General features: G+C 44.9%; 9 protein-coding genes. 5 read left to right on the top strand and 4 right to left on the bottom strand.

Annotation, left to right across the window (positions count from 1 at the left end; all coding sequences use genetic code 11):
- Positions 1-2: 2 nt before the first annotated feature.
- Both ACMVP2_RS03425 and ACMVP2_RS03420 read right to left on the bottom strand, forming a co-directional pair.
- Entirely contained in the window at positions 3-380 is a 378-nt protein-coding gene (locus ACMVP2_RS03425) for a response regulator (protein WP_416866721.1), read from the bottom strand.
- Entirely contained in the window at positions 346-5,628 is a 5,283-nt protein-coding gene (locus tag ACMVP2_RS03420; protein WP_416866720.1) for a PAS domain S-box protein, read from the bottom strand. Before ACMVP2_RS03420 ends, ACMVP2_RS03425 begins: the two co-directional genes overlap by 35 nt.
- A gap of 372 nt (positions 5,629-6,000) precedes the next feature.
- Here ACMVP2_RS03420 and ACMVP2_RS03415 point away from each other — a divergent pair, with 372 nt between their 5' ends.
- The 4 genes from ACMVP2_RS03415 (at position 6,001) to ACMVP2_RS03400 (ending at position 12,371) form a co-directional block, all read left to right on the top strand.
- Positions 6,001-8,448 carry an ABC transporter permease gene (locus ACMVP2_RS03415; RefSeq protein ID WP_416866719.1) on the top strand — a complete coding sequence of 816 codons (2,448 nt, stop codon included), beginning with the start codon at positions 6,001-6,003 and terminating at the stop codon, positions 8,446-8,448.
- A 175-nt stretch (positions 8,449-8,623) separates the two neighbouring features.
- Positions 8,624-10,480 carry a hypothetical protein gene (locus ACMVP2_RS03410; protein WP_416866718.1) on the top strand — a complete coding sequence of 619 codons (1,857 nt, stop codon included), beginning with the start codon at positions 8,624-8,626 and terminating at the stop codon, positions 10,478-10,480.
- 101 nt (positions 10,481-10,581) lie between these two features.
- Positions 10,582-11,040, top strand: coding sequence for a hypothetical protein (locus tag ACMVP2_RS03405; RefSeq protein WP_416866717.1), 459 nt, complete (start codon positions 10,582-10,584; stop codon positions 11,038-11,040).
- 275 nt (positions 11,041-11,315) lie between these two features.
- Positions 11,316-12,371 (top strand): sugar phosphate isomerase/epimerase family protein, encoded by a 1,056-nt coding sequence (locus tag ACMVP2_RS03400; RefSeq protein WP_416866716.1) that lies wholly within the window; start codon positions 11,316-11,318, stop codon positions 12,369-12,371.
- 79 nt (positions 12,372-12,450) lie between these two features.
- On the opposite strand, the gene ACMVP2_RS03395 is transcribed toward ACMVP2_RS03400, so the two are convergent.
- Positions 12,451-14,883 carry an ABC transporter permease gene (locus ACMVP2_RS03395; protein WP_416866715.1) on the bottom strand — a complete coding sequence of 811 codons (2,433 nt, stop codon included), beginning with the start codon at positions 14,881-14,883 and terminating at the stop codon, positions 12,451-12,453.
- Between the two features lie 262 nt (positions 14,884-15,145).
- On the bottom strand, positions 15,146-15,796 hold the full coding sequence (locus tag ACMVP2_RS03390; RefSeq protein WP_416866714.1) for an SGNH/GDSL hydrolase family protein: 651 nt from the start codon (positions 15,794-15,796) through the stop codon (positions 15,146-15,148).
- A gap of 358 nt (positions 15,797-16,154) precedes the next feature.
- Between ACMVP2_RS03390 and ACMVP2_RS03385 the strand changes: the two genes are divergently transcribed.
- Positions 16,155-17,228, top strand: a complete 1,074-nt coding sequence (locus ACMVP2_RS03385) for a RelA/SpoT domain-containing protein (RefSeq protein ID WP_416866713.1) — start codon at positions 16,155-16,157, stop codon at positions 17,226-17,228.
- Positions 17,229-17,264 lie beyond the last annotated feature (36 nt).

Genomic DNA, 17,264 nt, shown 5'->3' with positions numbered 1-17,264 from the left:
TGCTAGCATATTTCCATCTCTCTTATTTTCTCCGCCGTGAGTGGTTTTTCAATGAAACCTTTAACGAGTGGATGGAGTTGGGCCCTTCGCTTATCCTCAGGATCTACCGAAGAGGTGGTAATGTATATCGGGAAGTCCAGGTTCACTCCAATGCCGGCGCCTGAGAGTTTTTCTAAAAACTCCCAGCCACCCATAACTGGCATATTCACGTCCAGAAGAATCACATTTGGTTGGGCACTGTTGAGTTGCAACAGGCCCTCTTGCCCATTGGTTGCCGTAAGTATCTCCACATCGCTGCATACAGTCTTCAGGTTCACTGTGGAGATCATCAAAAAGATCTCGTCATCATCTATCAAAAAAATTCTCCGGCCCTTTTGCATTGAAATAAACTTTAAAAGTTGTGCCTTTGCCTGGCTGGCTCTCCACCTCTATATCTCCTCCCATTGACTCTATTTGCCTCTTTGACATGTAGAGACCCAGGCCCTGGCCCTCGCTTGAAGAATGGAATCGACTCCCAATTTTAAATAATTTATCCTTAAATCTATCTAAATCAATGCCACTTCCATAATCTTTTATTTGCAACTCTATGTTGTCACGTACCTTCTGTCCGTTGATTTCAATGATGTTTGAGCGTTCGGTGGTTCCGTATTTTATAGCGTTTGTAACAAGGTTTTGTAATATACTATCAAGGTAAGCAGGTACGCACTTGATACTTAAATGCTTCTCTACGTTGGTTCTGATATCCAGCCCTTGCTCTTTGATTACCTGGTTGTTTTGTGCAAGCACGTTGTTGACGGACTGAAGAATATTATAATCGATCAGGCCTTTTTCTCCAAGGTCGTTTTCAAAGTGAATCAGCTCATTGATATTCCTGATGGTTGTGTCTAATTTCTCCGTGCTGGTGCGCAGCATGCGCAGGTACTCAGCATTCGTCGGATCCAGAATCAGGAGTTCTGTGAGTCCCAGTATGTTCGATACTGACGACCGGATATTGTGAGACGTTATGAATGAGAAATCCTTCAACCGTGTATTCTGATCAGTCGTTGTTTTAAGAAGCTCCTTCATGGCGTGTTCGGAATTAACCCGATCCGTAATATCCAGCACTGTGCCCGTGATTACGTTCTTACCCTGGAGTTCAATTTTTGAGCCGTGAATTTCCACCCAGATAGTCGTTCCGTCTTTCTTAAGCCCCTTCGCCACGTAGTGCACAAAATCGAGCTCACCGGTTAGCCTTTTTTCAATAAGATCACTCGACCTTGTATATTCTGATTCTGTCAAGACGTCTGTAGGCTTCAGAGTTTCGAGCACTTCGTCAACCCGATAGCCAAACATGTCTGCAAAATGATCGTTCACATACACGAACTTCTCTTTATCGAAAATGTAGATTCCTGTGAGCGACTGCTCGACAAGTGCCCGGAATCTCTGCTCACTTGATTCAATGGCAATGGTGGCTAGCTTACGCTCGGTAACATCCTGAAACATCGACACAAAAAAGCCCTTCTTTGGACTGAACACGGAGGAGGAGAGCCATACATTTAGCCCTTCTACTTTGACCTCAAATCTTTCAGGAATTCCTGTTTCACATACTCTGCTCAATAATGCAATTTCCTCATGGTTTGCTTGTTCTACTCCCGGGATCAACTCCGACACTTTTTTTCCTACCGGGTTTTTCAGGCCAGTAATGTCCTCAAATGCTTTATTTACTTGTATATACCTAAAATCAACCGCTTTGCTTTTCTCATAAACCATCTCGCAGAGAGCAAATCCCTCATTCATGTTCTCGAACAGCGAGCGGTACTGTTCCTCACTGTGCTTCAAAGCTTCCAGTGCTTTTTTTCGTTCGCTCGTATCAATACCTACTCCCATGAGACAGGTTTCACCATCGTAAGAAATGGCCTTGCCTGTGAAATAGTAGGGAATCATCTGGCCGCTTTTGGTGAGGAAGTGCGCATCGACGCTGTCTTCTCCGGCGACAAATACATTTCCTATTTTTTCTGTCAACAATTCCTTTTCACTGTCGTGGAAGAACTGGATAGGGTGCATGGCGGCTATTTCTTCCCCGCTGTAACCCGTGACCTTTTCAAAGTTCTTATTCCAGCGTAAAAATTTCCCTTCAGTGGTATATAAATAAAACGTCCCGGGCAAACTGTTGATGATATTGTCGGAAAGTTCTTTTTCGAGCAGAATATTGTTTTGGGCGTTTTTCAGCACAGTAATGTCCTGAAATGAGCCTCTGAGTCTCACTTCCCCTTCATCTGTCAGCACAGGGATTCCAATTATTCTTATCCACTTATGATTGCCTTTTGCCGTACAAATCTCTAGCTCCAGGTCAAACGCCTTGCCAAGTTGGGCAGCTTCATCGATTGCCTTGGCTATGGCGCTACGAGACGAAGGGAGATAGAAGTCTAATCCCCGGCCAAGCTCAAACTGGTATTCCGGCGTCACCTCATGTATTTCCGTTACCTCCCTTGTCCAGGTGCCTTCTCCTGTTTTCGGATCAAGCTCCCAGCCGCCAATCTTGGCTATCCTGCCTACTTCGTTTAACAGATATTCGTTTTCTCTCAAGGCTTTTTCAATTTCCTTTTGTGGTGAGATATCCAGGCCGTAAAGGTTCACATAATCGCCTTGCTCGCTTCTGGCTGACGTGAAAGAATAGGTAATACCGCCAACCGATAATTCCGTTCGCAATATTTCGGAGCCATTAAAAGTTTGTTTTACAAACTTCCGGAAATGTTCAGGCAGTTTTGGCGCTTTACCTGAAGTTTTGTGTTCCAGGATTGGCTGACTGGCTTTGTTGGAATAACTAATCGTGGCGTCTTTCAGCACTCTTAGCACTGGATTTGGGTTTTCGGAAGGAAAGGTTGATAGCCTTAGTATTTCTTGTTCACGTTCTTTTCTTTCTGTGATATCCTGAACAGTTCCTTCCAGGCCAATCACTTTGCCGCTGTCGTCAAGTAAGGGAAGAGTTCTTACCATGAAGTTTCTGAGGTCTTTTCCAATCAGAAACCGAAATTCGATAGTAGTTTCTGACTTTTCCTCTGATAACCTTTTCCTATAGGCAGTAAAAGTCGGCTGATCCTCTGGATGGATGGCAGCAAAAAGGGCAGCTTCCGAAGGGATTTTATTGGTTTTGCAGATGTTGTAAAGTTCATCAGACCAAAAAACCGTGTTGTCTTGCCAGTTCCACTCATAGTACCCAAGCCCGGCAATTTTTTGGGCTGTTTTGAGCTGTTTGTTGATTTTCTTTAGAAGGTTTGAGTTTTCCAGCCGGTGGGTTACGTCATGAAAGTTATTAACAACGCCACCTATATGAGGGGTTTCTAAGAAGTTGGTCAGCGACCCTTCCATCCAGCGCCATTTACCCTTCTTGTTTCTGACCCTGTAGAGTACATCGGCCACCGGTGTTGACGGTTGCCCCATTGCCAGGTAAAAAGCCTTTGTAAGACTATCTAAATCTTCCGGGTGAACCATGTCGACCAAATTGGCTGCCTGCATCTCTTTATCACTGTAGCCAAGTATGCCCAAACTTGAGGGAGACATATAGTTAATTTCGCCTTCTGCCGACAGTATTGCCAGGCCATCCTTGCCATTTTCGACCAGTGACCTGAATCGCTCCTCTGAGGCTTTTATCTGATCCTGTATGGCCTTGTTCTCTGAAATGTCCTGGGTGGTGAAGAATATAAAGAACGGTTGGTTATTTTCATAAGTAATTTTCCCTTGCGTCTTCACCCAAATCACCACACCATCTTTTCTTATCAACCGATTTTCCAATGGAGGGATGACTTTTTTGTTATTTGCTATGCATTCCCTGATCAGTAATTCCAATTTATGCCGGTCTTCAGGATGCTGGGCCGCACGAAGCCATTCCCTGTGATCTGCTTCGTCGTCTTTAGATAACTGCACCATATCGAGGAGACCTTCTGATACAATGAATTCACCTGTGAGCAGGTTGAGGCTAGAATCGCCAATTTTTGCAATTTTTTGCGCCTCTTTAAGCTTTTCTTCACTTGCCTTCAGCCCTAATTCAGCCTCTTTCTTTTCCGTGACGTCGTATTGAATCCCAAAATGGCCGGTAATTTCCCCGGCAGCGTTGTAAAGGCACACATATTCGCCCTCCACCCAAAAAGTTGATCCGTCAAAACGCTTTTCGAGCGTATCCACTTTTAACGTGCCTTTATCAAACAATTCTTTCCAAACAGTTTTTCCATAATCAATGTCATGGTCAAAAAAATCCCTTGGGGTTAAACCAATGAACTCTTTTTCTTGAGCACCATATTGCGATAACATGGCCTGGTTTATTTTTGTGATTCTTTGGTGTTCGAACACATACTCAAGTGCCTTTTCCTTGTCCATTGTGTCATCCCATGCTAAGGGCTCATCCAGCATCATAAAAAAGAAGCCATACAGAGAGTTGTTGAAGAACACATCCAGTGCCCTTTCACTCTCAACCAGCTGGTGTTCAATGTATTTCTCGTGGGTAATGTCCTGCACGAGCGAAATGACAGCGATAGTCTCGCCCTTTTCATTTTTGATAACAGAATTGTACCAGATGCAAGTGACAATCTTGCCGCTCTTGGTGTAGTTACGGTTGATGGACACGTTGCCGTCTACCTTCCCCGACATCAGCTCAGCGGCCACTTTCGAAACAGCCTCCATGTCATCTTCGTAAATGAGGTGGAAGGCCGAAATGTTGGCGCTTAGAATTTCATCTGCTGTCCACTCAAATATTTCCTCACATTGTCTTGACCACTGCGTTACAATCAAGTCTTTTGTATATTCTACGGTTCCCAATGGAGAATTATTGCGGTGAGAGCTGTACCGTTGAAGCGCTATTTCAAGCCTTTCATTAGTTCTTAACTGTTCAGTTACGTCACGTACGAAAGAGGCCAGTAGCGGCTTCCCATTATGATCGATAAGGGTTGTCCTGATTTCGATATCTATGAAGCGGCCATCTTTTGTCCTGGCTTTTGTAGATATTGTGTCACCGTTCTTGGCTAGAACTTTGTTAATGAAATCCTGAACCTGATCAGGGGTGAGTTCAGCAGCCAAATGAGTTAGGTTCATGGTCAAGAGCTCGCCTCTTGTGTAACCAATCAGTTTGCAAAAGCTATCATTGGCATCCAGTATATTGCCCGTCGTGTCGGTAAGCTGATAACCCTCATGAATGGAATAGAGCACCTGGTTGTAAAGCTCATTGACGAAAAAAGGTATATCCTTACTTTTGTTGTGAAATGCGAGAAGCCTCTTTGCATCTCCGGCTTCGTCTCGGATAATTTTTGCATTTACCTCAAAAGAAACCACCTGATTGTTTTTGTGGAGGTATCTGAGGGTAAGCAGAAAACTACTCTCTTTTGATAGATTTTCAATAGTTTGGAGGAGGCTAGTCAAATCATCTGACAAAAGAATTTCTTCCAGAGGCGGGTAGGGTGCTTCGGTTTTCTGACTTGAGGACAAAAATCCTAAAGAACTCCAAAACCTCGGGTTGGCCCACCAATTAGTTTTGTTATCGAGATCTAAATACCAAAAGCCCGAGAGTGCGTGCTCTTCTATCGTCTCATAAATACTTTCATCGGTACTGATAAGCTCATACACTTCATTTTTCAAAGGGTTGCTAGCTGATTTTTCCATAGAAAAACAAAAAGGGCTTATATAATTTCAAGTTGGTCATTTTTGGATCGCAACGGTATATGCTGACTGGAAAAAGATTTATAAAATTTCGACCATAAAATAACCGCAGCAGGATTCAGTCGATCAAATGATCGGTATCAGACAATGCTTAGCGGTTAATTATTAAGATGGATAGTGAAGCATTCTACCAAAAGAATTTGTTTTCAACAAATGATGGTCTGGAAATCTTTAATACCGTACAATTTTTTCTTCCCTGTGTCCATTTATGTACAAGTGTTTGATTTATTTTATATGTAATTTATTGAAAATCAATAATATATGATTTTGGCACAGTTATTTGCTCTCTCGAGGTGAGGACAAACCACTACTACTATGCTTAGGAACTACTTTCTCACCGCATTGCGCAACTTTTTCAGGAGCAAAACCTACACAGTACTAAGTCTCACAGGGCTTACTTTGGGTGCCTCCTGCGTCATAGCCATTTACTCTTTTCTTACCCTGCAGCTAAGCTACGACAAGCACCAAAGTCACCTGGATGAAGTCTATAGGGTTGTGAGCCACTGGAAAAGTGGGGACGACGATGTGAAATTTGCAACTGTTCCACATCCATTGTCCGGCGCTATAAAGAATGAAATCCCGGGCATTGAAGCTGCCACAAATTTGTACTCACTTTCGGCGCAGGTAAACATCCCCCAGGAAGGAGGAGCATTGAAAAAGCTCAAGGAAGAGGATATCGGCTTTGCTTATCAGGATGTGTTTGAAATCCTTGATTTCGAGTGGGTAGCTGGCTCCTCTGCCAATGCGCTGTCAGATATTAACTCGGTAGTTATTTCAGCAACAACCGCCCGAAAGTTTTTTGATATCAACAATGAGTACGACAGGGCGCTGGGCCGGATTATTAACCTTGGCAACAAGCATGACCTGGTGGTGAAAGCTGTTTACCGGGATTTCCCAAAATCGACCGACTTTCCGTTTAACATGGTAGCGTATTACGAAGCCCAGGAAGGGGTGAATGCCTACTTTGGCGAAGGCAAGATATGGAACAGGCTTAATGGCAATACACAGGCGCTGATTAAGCTGAATAGCCAAACCCGGGAAAGCGTTGTCGAGGCGGGCATAAAGGATGTGGTAGAAAAAAACAATACACTGGACGGCTATAGTGTATTCTTACAGCCACTGAGCCAGGTGCATACCACCGACTACGGTACCTACAGTGGCATGTCTCTTGAACCGGCGACCATCAGGATTATCGTTGCATTGGCTGTATTGCTTATAATGATTTCCAGTATCAATTTTATCAATATTTCTACAGCCAGGGCGGTAAAAAGAGCCAAAGAAGTAGGGATTAGAAAAGTGCTTGGCGGGCATCGCCCAGCGCTTATTCTTCAGTTTCTGTTGGAGTCATTCATCATTGTGGCACTAGCCCATGGCTTTAGCTTTCTCATAGCTGACGTGATGCTTGCGGCAGCCGGCGACCTGATCGACTACCCAATGACTATAAAAGACGTTCCGTTGACCAACTGGCTTGTTTTCTGTGCTGTTTCGATCACAGCGGTCTCCTTATTGTCCGGTTTGTACCCGGCTTTTGTCCTTTCAGGTTTTTCACCATTAACAGCCATAAGGACAAAAATTTCTAACATTGACAGGCAAAGTAAGTTCCCGCTTCGCAAAGTGCTGGTAGGCTCACAATTTGCGGTGTCCATAGGTCTTATCATGGGTACCATCATCGTCATTTTTCAACTTGACTACTTCCGCAGCCAGGATATGGGATTCAGAAGAGAAGGCGTGATAACCATAGAATTTCCCGAGCCCGATTTAAAGCGATCGGAAGTGCTGAAAACCGAGTTATTGAAGCACCCCGAAATAGCGCAGGCCAGCCTTAACCTCGGAGGCCCGCTGGCAAGCACCAACAACACAGGCCAGTATTTCAGTCCTGAAAAAGGGGAGGAAGAGGTATTTACCGTGAACGTGAAAGAGGTAGATGAAAACTACCTGGATCTGTTCGATATAAAACTGGTGGCTGGAAGAAATGTGAATGCCACTGACACCTATCAAAGGTCGCCGCAGGGTGAATCAATTATCAATCAAAGAGTTGTTGTTACCGAAACCCTTATTCGGAAAATGGGGATTTTTAACCCTCAGGAAGCGCTTGGAAAGCTGTTTCAGGCAACCTGGGGAGGTAAATTTCAGATAGTAGGAGTGGTGGAGGAGTTCAATGCCAATTCACTTCATCAGGAGGCTGTGCCTGTGATGATGAATTATGGACCAAACGGCTTTTATGAGTTGTCAATTGCACTTGCTTCTTCCGACCCCGAGGCAGGGCAAGCGGCCGTGGCAATTGTCAGTGAAGAATGGGAGAAAGTGTTTCCTGAATTGCTTATTGAGTATAACTTCCTTGACCAGAGAGTTGCCAATCAGTACCGCATGGAGGACGTGATGGGCAAAGTGATGAGGTTCTTCGCTTTGATGGCCATAGTGATTTGTGCCATAGGCCTGTATGGCCTTACAGACTACATGGCAAATGCCAAGCGGAAGGAAATAGGCATTCGCAAAGTAGTGGGAGCCTCGGTTGGTCAAATACTGAATATTTTTACAAAAGAGATTTTGGTTGTTTTGTTCATTGCCTTTTTAGTATCGGCCACAGGCACTTTCCTAGGTATGCAAAAGTGGCTCGAAAGCTATGCTTATCACATTACCATTGGCTGGGAAATTGTGGCTATTTCCCTCGGGGTCACTTTGCTCGTTACCGTAGTTACTATGGGCTACCGCTCTTACACTGCCGCCCGACTCAATATGGTGGATGTGCTCAAAGACGAATAATTATTGGACTTGAAATAAATGGAAAGGAGGGTGTGCAACCCTCTTTTTTTTGCTTTTACAGGTTTAGCTCTAGCTCCAATGGGCTGGCATACCGCCTTCCCACCCCTCTAAAATACCGTCCGGCACGGATGTCGTACAGGCATCAGCAAGGCTAACTTTGGCAACAAAAAATGATATGAAGAACCTTGGTTGGATGCTGCTCACAGTATTGATACTGGCAGGCTGCGGCAAAGATGACGACCCCGAAGGAGACCTTACTTCTTCCACCGGCGCTTTCAACATCGCAGTGCCGCAATTTGGTCAGTTTCCCGTGCAGGATGTTGCCGTGAGCCCCAATAAGCAGTACATGGCAGCTAAAGTTAGTTTTGTCACAAACACCACTGTTGAGTTTTACTATAGCAAAGATGCAGGAGCCACCTGGAGCAAGCTATCAAGTGCAGCCAATAATTTCACACGGAGCGTTCCTTATAAGGTAAGCAACGATGGTCAGGTGCTGCTTAAATACGACAACACTTTCTATCTGCTCGACGGGACTTCACTTGACAAGGTGCAGCACCCGGAAGGCGGCTACTACGATGTAGCCTACCTGGATGAGGTTGGGAATCTATATTACTTCATAGGCTGTAATTGCAGTACCCCCAGCCAAAACAAGCTATCGGTGAGAAAAAAAGGGGCAACGACATTTGTTGATGTACAAATCCCAGCCAACAGCTCCGCTATGGATGTGGCGCCTGGTGGCGGGATTTTTTTTATCAACGCTCAGACAGGCGACCTCCACAAGCACAACCCGGCGAGTGGCGAGTGGACGGTGTTGGCGGGCATAGCCAAAGGGTTGCCAAACAAAAAGCAGCTTGCAGCAGCCGACGGTAACTTTTATTTCGCCAGCTCAGCCGGTGTAACCAGGGTAACTTCAAATGGTGTAATGACAACTATGCCTTTTGTGGGAGCAATGACCAACTACCAGAATCCTCAGGAGGTTTTGGTATCGCCGTCGGGAAGAGTATTTGTGTTGCAGGTTGCTCCCAATGGAATCTACGAGTATGCGAACGGGGCCTGGGAAGTTTTTGCGACGCCGGGCTACCACAACAATGTGAGTGGGGGCTATTTTTCTGCTGCTATCGCCGATGAAACCGTTTATTATGCAGGGCCGGCGGAAGGGAAACTTGCTTACGGCCTTGTTGAACATAATCTGGATACCGATGAGAAGATAGTGATTGGCGAAGCGCTCGTTGGTCAGGAGGCCCCTTTATCTGACGCTATTGAGACGTCGAATGACAAGACTTTCATGATCCTCAATGGTGCCCTGTATGAAATGCTGAGCGACGAGCGCCTTCTTCCCATCGACCTGAAGCAATCAACTACGCTTTCCACACTTTATGAAGATGCTGAAGGAAACCTTTACGCATTCGGTAACAATGTGTACAGAAGCAGCGACGGCGGTGCCATCTGGAAGGAAGCTTCTATTGGCTTCCCAAGTTATAGTGGCCATTCTGTGCAGCAACTCAGTGACGGAAGCCTTGTCGCCATTGCCGGTTATAATTACGACTACTACCTGGGCGGAACGGGCTTCAGCGTGCCGAAGTTCAGCGCATATATGAGCAAGTCTTCGGATGGAATCAGTTGGTCCGCTTCTTCTGTGCTTTTTGAAGGAGGCTCACAATATGTGACGTGCATCGACAAGGAGGGTATTCTGTTCGGCGTGAGGGTAGATGTAAACGGAAACTATCAGCAGTTCAATCAGGGTATCAGAAGCGACGACGGAGGACAAACATGGAAAGAAATAGAAGGGAAGATCCCGGACTTTGTTGGCCACGATGGTACTTTGTTCAGTGTCAAATCGCTGGGTTATGTAGATGGCCTTTCTGGCAAAAGGTTTATCTACAAATGGAACGGTAAAGAGTGGCTGGAGCTTCCATCTGAAGTCGGGCAATCAGGTCAACTGTATACGATCAACAGGGTTCATCAACTGAAAAACAAACATCTTTACTTCTGTACGACGCAGGAGGCTTTCAAATCGGTGAAGACGTACTAGAGACCACGAGCTTGTGGATTTGAAATAAGAAAGATTCAATATTGGCTTGTTTTTTGCTTTTCAGATAACTTTCTGATATTTTCCACCTAAAATAAGCTACCATGAAGTGTTTCTTTCTTGTTTTCTCCGCACTCTTTCTGATTTCTACTTCTCTACTTGCTCAAGAGAGCATAGCTGAAGATGGGGAGTATTTTATGGTGTCTACTGATGGCGCCGAAGAGTATATTTCAATAAACAACATTGTCGGTTATTGGTACAATAAGAGCGCTCAGGGCACTTTTAATGCCATACAAAGCAAAAATGAGCCCAAATATTTGTGGGTGCAGCAGGGGCAAACGGTCACGGTGAACGACGACTGGGCAAATGACTATGCTACAAAACTTCAGAATACAAGATGGCATGTAGTTGGAAATCAGCTCTACATATATCAGCCAGAGATAGGACTGAAGCCAGTTAGTATTGAAAGAGTAGGCAAGTCAAAGAATTATGTCCTTACAGTGAACAATGTTGAGTATTCTCGAAAAATCAGCCTGACAGGCGTGGCCTCCCTTCGGGACTAAGAGGATTCGATTAATCCGATTGGTGAAATTTTTTCTCCAGGAATGTGCTGTGAAGCACTGCCCGTCTTCTGTCAATCATGTAAATCTTGCCGACCATCGTGTAAAAACGACGTATTGTCTATTATACCTCCAAAAGCTTGCTGATTGCCGTTTGCACAGCTAAATTCATGTATCTTAGTTCTCCTGGAATGTTTGGCTAATGGCAAGTTGGCGCAAACCCGGGAGAATTAATTCTGTTTGTCTTATACGTCGTGTCATTTTAACTACCTACTTCAATGAAAAATAACGAACAACACCTGGCTTCACGCCGGAGTTTTATAGGCAAGTCGGCTACAGCAGCGGCCGGTATTTTAGTAGCCCCGTCGCTTTTAAGAGCAAGCGGTTTTCCCAATATCATCAAAAGCTATGGCAAGCCTGACTCCATGATCAACGGAGTTCAGTTGGGTGTCATTACCTATTCGTTCCGCAGCCTGCCCGATCAAAGTGCTGAGGCTACACTAAAGTACATCGTGGATTGCGGTATCAGTGCCGTGGAGCTAATGGGCGATCCGGCTGAAAGCTTTGCAGGCAAGCCTGAGAGCACTATTGACCGCAGGGTTATGTTTGGCCTGTATGGCAAGCAAAGAAGAGGAGAAGAGCTTACCGACGATGAGAAGAAGCAAATGGCTGACCTGCAGGCGCAGTCGGCTGCTTACAACAAGGAAGTGGCCGCCTGGAGAGCAACGGCTTCCATGGACAAGTTTGCACAGGTGAAGAAAATGTACAACGACGCCGGTGTGCAGATTTACGCTTTCAAACCTAATGCCTTTGGCAAAGACAATACCGATGCAGAAGTGATATACGGGCTTAAGGCAGCAAAAGCGCTTGGTGCCAGCCACGTTACCCTGGAGCACCCAAGCGACGATGTGCAGACCCTCAGGTTGGGTACCCTGGCGGCCAAGCACAAAGTGTCAATTGGCTACCATGGGCACGAGCAACAAACCCCTACTTTGTGGGATACGGCTTTGAAGCAGTCGAAGTACAATGGGTTGAATCTTGACTTTGGCCACTTTGTAGCTGCAGGAAATACTGATCCACTGGGCATGGTGAGAGCAAAGGCCGATCGCATTTTAAGCATGCACATGAAGGATCGCCAGAACCCTGAGCATGGGAAAAAGAACCTGGTGTGGGGAACCGGCGATACACCGCTAACAGAAGTACTTCAACTCATGAGTGAGCAGAAGTATAAGTTTCCTGGCACAATAGAGCTTGAATACGAGATTCCTGAAGGTTCTGATGCCGTAAAAGAGGTGCAAAAATGCGTTGAGTATTGCAGAAAGGCGCTGGCTTAGTTCAATTAGCTTAATGAATCGTTAGCCCTTGCTGATTGACAAAACAGCAAGGGCTTTTTTTGCTCTCAATTTTTTCTTCCTACTCATACCTAATTGCTTTCGAAGGGTTCATTTGTGCCTTTTTGTAGGTAACAAGACAAGTGGTGAGCACAATGAAAAAAGAGAAGACGATGCCAATAGCAGGGAAGAGCCAGATGGTCAGCGAAGTCTGGTAAGGATACTGCTCCAGCCATTTACTCAGCGCCAGCCACGCCAGCGGAAGTGCCAGTAAGTTTGCGGCAATCAGCAATTGAACAAAATCTTTTGAGAGCAGCACAAGGATGCCCGACGCTGACGAGCCGAGCACTTTGCGGATTCCAATTTCTCTTGTTCTCTGATTGGCGATGTAGGTGGAAAGTCCTACTACGCCAATAAGGGCTATGCAAATGGCCAGTATGGAAAAAGTAGAAAACACCCTGCTGATACGTTCTTCATTCTGGTAAAGTGCATTGAATTCCTGATCGAGGAAGCTATATTGAATGGGGCTGCCCTGCATCCATTTGCTCCATGAGGCCTCTATGCTTTGTACCGTGGCTTTTGTGGATGCGCCCGAACCAATTCGAACGGACACCAGATTAGGACTGAGTGTAGCCAACTGCTGGGGAGAGATGCCAAAGACCACCAGCGGCCCGACCTTCTCGTGTAGCGAAGCAAAGTGAAAGTCGTCTACCACGCCAATGATGCGCTGGAGGGTGCCGGCAGTGGGCAGAATTTTTTGCTCCAGCGGATTATCCCACCCCACCATGTCTACTGTGGCCTGGTTCACAAGAACGGCCGCCGTGTCGGAGGCCATATCCTTCGAAAAGAAGCGGCCTTCGTTTACTTTGATCCCGTAGGTGTCGGCAAAATCGTAGTCGGCGTAGATAGCAGTAAAAAGATATCGTTCTGTGGCGGAAACTCCCTGAGCATGAAAGCTGCCACCGCTCATTTGTCGGCCGGGTACATGAAAAGAGGCAGACGCTTTTTCCACACCGTTGACCTGCTGTAATTCGTCCATAAAGGCCCTGAGGCTGCCACCCAGCTGGTTGCTGCGTTCGATGACGAGCACCTGATCTTTGTCAAAGCCTAGCTTTTTATCCATCATGAAGTTCATTTGGCGGTAGATGAACAGCGTGGCTGCCATCAGAAAAATAGACACCATGAACTGCGCTACCACCAGAATGTTCCTGAACCCCCATTTTTTATGGCTTAGCTTGAGTTCTCCCTTGAAAATTTTGAGCGTAGGAAACGACGAAATGAAGAAAGCGGGATAAAGCCCCGACAGGGTGCCTAAAAGAACAGTGAAGACCAAAAGGAGCCCTGCGACATTTAGTAAGCTAAAGTCTGACAAAGCAATGTGCTTTTCTGCCAGCTGATTGAAATAGGGAAGGAGCCAGATAAACAGCAGACAAGAAATGACGACAGCTATGAGTGTGATCACTATGGACTCAGTAATAAACTGGATGATAAGCTGAAGTTTGCTGGAACCCACCACCTTTCTTACAGCCACTTCTTTGCCCCGTTTGACAGAGTTGGCTGTTGACAGGTTCACAAAATTGAAGCATGCCGTACACAGGATGAGTACTGAAACGACCATAAAAAGATAGACGTAGTTTTTGTCTCCGTTAGGCTTTATCTCGTTCTGGAAGTTGCTTTCAAGGTGGATGCTTTGAATAGGCTGAAAAACATAGTTGTGCCGGTTGCCTGCTGCTTCATACTCGTCGAAAGTGATGTTGAGGAGAGACTCCACCTGCGGTCCCATATACTGTTTGACAACTGATGGAATTTTTGCTTTCACCTGCTCCTGGGTCACGCCGGGCTTCAGCAGGAAGTAGTTGAGGCATTGGTAAGACCCCCAAAAGGTGCCATCGTGGGCGCCAGGGAAGGAGCGTAATGAGAAGAGCAGGTCAAACTTAAGGTGACTTCTGTTCGGCACATCCTGGGCTACGCCGGTAACCCGGTAAAGGGTGGAATCGCCCACCTTGATCATTTTGCCAAGAGCATCCTGATCTCCAAAGTACTTTTTGCTGGTGCTTTCCGTGAGGACCACACTATTGGGGTCTTTCAGGGCATTGCGGGGATCTCCTTCCTTCAATTGAACTCCAAACAGCCTGAAGAAAGTGGAGTCGGCGGCCAGCCTGTTGTTTTCGTAGAACTCAATATCGCCTATTCGTACTCTCGGTGGACTGGAGAAAGGTGTGAACAGGCGGCAATAGCTTTCTATCTCGGGGATGTCTTGCAGCAGGGTAGGCCCAGCCGGGAAAGGCGTTGTAGCGAATGACACATCACGGCCCGGAAAGCTGCGGTGGAGGGCCAGACGGTAGAGTCTGTCGTCATTGGGATGGAAGCGGTCGTAGTGGAGTTCGTCCCAAACAAAGGCGAGTATAAGCAAGGAGCATGTAATACCTATCGCAAAGCCTGATAGATTGATGGTGGAATGCAGCTTGTTTTTCAGCAAGCTTCGGATTCCTATGAGGAGAGCACTTTTAAACATGGTTGAGTTTTTGAACCTTTTTTAAAGATGCATAATCCTCAATTATTTAGAAATGGGATAGTAAAAAATAGACAGAGGAGGAAGTGAAGCATGAAAAGTAAACAACAATTGGTAATCAGTAGACTTTACCAGCTTGGGTGGACGAAAGTGAACCGCTCTGGCTATTGGTGTAATAAACATTGAGAAATGGCAATGAGGAGTTGGGAGGCTGAAAGCGCTCCTGCGCTCCTCTTTTTCTCAGGTTTGATGAAGACAGTGGTACTTACAAATATTTTTTGAGGACCTTCTCCCAAATGTCGTAGCCTTTCGACGTCATGTGGAGGTTATCCTCTCTGAAGATGTCATTCATTACCTCGCCGTTTGGCTGTAGCATTGGAGTCCACACATCAACGTACTTTACCCCGGCTTCGGTTTTAGTCCACGCTTCCAGCTGGGTATTGAAGTCAACGTAGTTGTCTTTCAGTTTCCAGCGGGAAACGCTTGGCTTGGCGGAAATGAAATAGACCTTTACATTTTTGGGTAGCTTTTCTCTTATCTGGGCAACTATCGTTTTGGCGTCTGCAAGGATTTGGTCGGGGGTCTTTCCCGAGGCAATGTCGTTGTCACCCTCATAAATAAAGATTTTTGACGGCGAATATTTGAAGAGGAGCTCATCTGTGTAGTAAAGCAAATCCGACATAGAAGAACCTCCGAAGCCCCGGTTGACTACATTCTTTTTTGGGAACCGTTCTGCGATATCATTCCATAGCTTGATAGAAGAGCTGCCTGTAAACAACGCAAGCTTCTCGTTATTGACTGAAGCTGCTTCCTGAGCGTATTTGTCAATTTCTCCCTGAAAACGTTGGGGGTTTTGTGCAAGCAGCGTGAAGCCACCAAGGAAAAGAGCAGTGAGGAATGAAAGTCTTTTGTACATGTAGATATCTTTTTTGGAATGAGCAATTAAGATAAATAAACCCGGACAAAATCATCGACTGATTTCTTTTCAACGGTATGGGGACAGGATTGGGGAATTGAAGACTTGAACTAGATTTTCAGCCCAACGGATGTTCTCATGGTACTCAATGCAAGTCTTTTCTTCCTTAGGGGGCAGTTGGTTAGAGATTTGAGTTTCATTTTTCTATTTTTTATGTATTCATCAAAGATAGCACGTGCCCCGCTCATTACTTGACGTTGTCTAAAAATGCTACTTATTAAGTGGTTGGCTATCAATTTTTTGCAAAACGCATGACAACTATTAAAAAGCGCATGACAAATTTGTAAATTTACATTTAATGGGCTGGAGTAAACCAAAGTATTCAAGAAGAGAAGTAAATCGGGCTGGCTTAATATTAATCAACGAGTCGTCCACTGACCACGAACTAAACCATGCTTATGCAATTATTAATAATTGGAGAACCTCACACAACTTCCCGTTAAATACCTTTCAGATTAGACTTAGAAGAGAAGCCAAGAAAATAGATAAGCAGTGTCTAGTAGGTCAGAGAATAAAAAGATTAAGTTCTATAAAATCTAAACTGGAGCGAATCAGAGGGATTAATTTATCACAGATACAAGATATTGGAGGATGTCGGGTTGTTGTAGCAAACGTAAGAGACCTTGATAAACTGACAAGGGTTTATACAAGTAGGTCGTCAAGAGGATTGAAACACGATCTATTTTCAGTTGATGACTATGTTTTTGTAAAGCCAAGGTTTACAGGCTATCGAAGTATTCATTTAGTTTATAAATACATAAGTGACAAAAATAAGGATTACAACAACCTTAAAATTGAAATTCAGCTAAGAACGCTTTTACAACACGCCTGGGCTACAGCAGTTGAAACAATTGATTCATTCACTAACCAGTCTCTAAAGTTAGGAGGTGGTGAGCAAGATTGGAGAAGGTTTTTTTCTTTAATAAGTTCAATCATTGCCCTCAAAGAGAATACTCCAATCGTACCAGACACTCCAGACCACTTTGATACACTTAGAAAAGAGATTATTCTCTTAGAAAAGAAACTCAAAGTAATAAATCTACTCGAGGGATTCAGTGCAGCTGTTCACTTTACGACAGATGTTGATTACCAAAAAGCAGGGTTTTTTCTTTTGGAGTTAGACCCATTGGAGAAAATAGTTAACATAATGTCATTTTCTTCTGGATCAAGAGGTCTTAATAAGGCATCTGAGCAATATTTAGAACTAGAAAAGAAGAATAAATTTAATCAAAAAAATATTGTACTTGTATCCTCAGACACTCTAGAAACTCTTAGGCTTACCTACCCAAATTACTATGCCGATACAAGTAGATTCATCTCCTTATTGCAAGAGACAATCGCCGGATCTAGACAGTTAAGCCTTTTTGATTGATAGGAGGCTGTATACTTAGCTTCTTGCTGTTAATAG

It is taken from the genome of Imperialibacter sp., assembly GCF_048007035.1.
Lineage (GTDB): Bacteria > Bacteroidota > Bacteroidia > Cytophagales > Cyclobacteriaceae > Imperialibacter.
The sequence above is the reverse complement of the archived record's forward strand: the minus strand, read 5'-3'. Positions and strand labels throughout refer to the sequence as shown.

Bases quoted from the DNA above. Each gene is read 5' to 3' on its own strand.
- ACMVP2_RS03385 (WP_416866713.1), top strand. From the start codon at position 16,155: ATGGGCTGGAGTAAACCAAAGTATTCAAGAAGAGAAGTAAATCGGGCT.
- ACMVP2_RS03425 (WP_416866721.1), bottom strand. From the start codon at position 380: ATGCAAAAGGGCCGGAGAATTTTTTTGATAGATGATGACGAGATCTTT.
- ACMVP2_RS03395 (WP_416866715.1), bottom strand. From the start codon at position 14,883: ATGTTTAAAAGTGCTCTCCTCATAGGAATCCGAAGCTTGCTGAAAAAC.
- ACMVP2_RS03400 (WP_416866716.1), top strand. From the start codon at position 11,316: ATGAAAAATAACGAACAACACCTGGCTTCACGCCGGAGTTTTATAGGC.
- ACMVP2_RS03420 (WP_416866720.1), bottom strand. From the start codon at position 5,628: ATGGAAAAATCAGCTAGCAACCCTTTGAAAAATGAAGTGTATGAGCTT.
- ACMVP2_RS03415 (WP_416866719.1), top strand. From the start codon at position 6,001: ATGCTTAGGAACTACTTTCTCACCGCATTGCGCAACTTTTTCAGGAGC.
- ACMVP2_RS03410 (WP_416866718.1), top strand. From the start codon at position 8,624: ATGAAGAACCTTGGTTGGATGCTGCTCACAGTATTGATACTGGCAGGC.
- ACMVP2_RS03405 (WP_416866717.1), top strand. From the start codon at position 10,582: ATGAAGTGTTTCTTTCTTGTTTTCTCCGCACTCTTTCTGATTTCTACT.
- ACMVP2_RS03390 (WP_416866714.1), bottom strand. From the start codon at position 15,796: ATGTACAAAAGACTTTCATTCCTCACTGCTCTTTTCCTTGGTGGCTTC.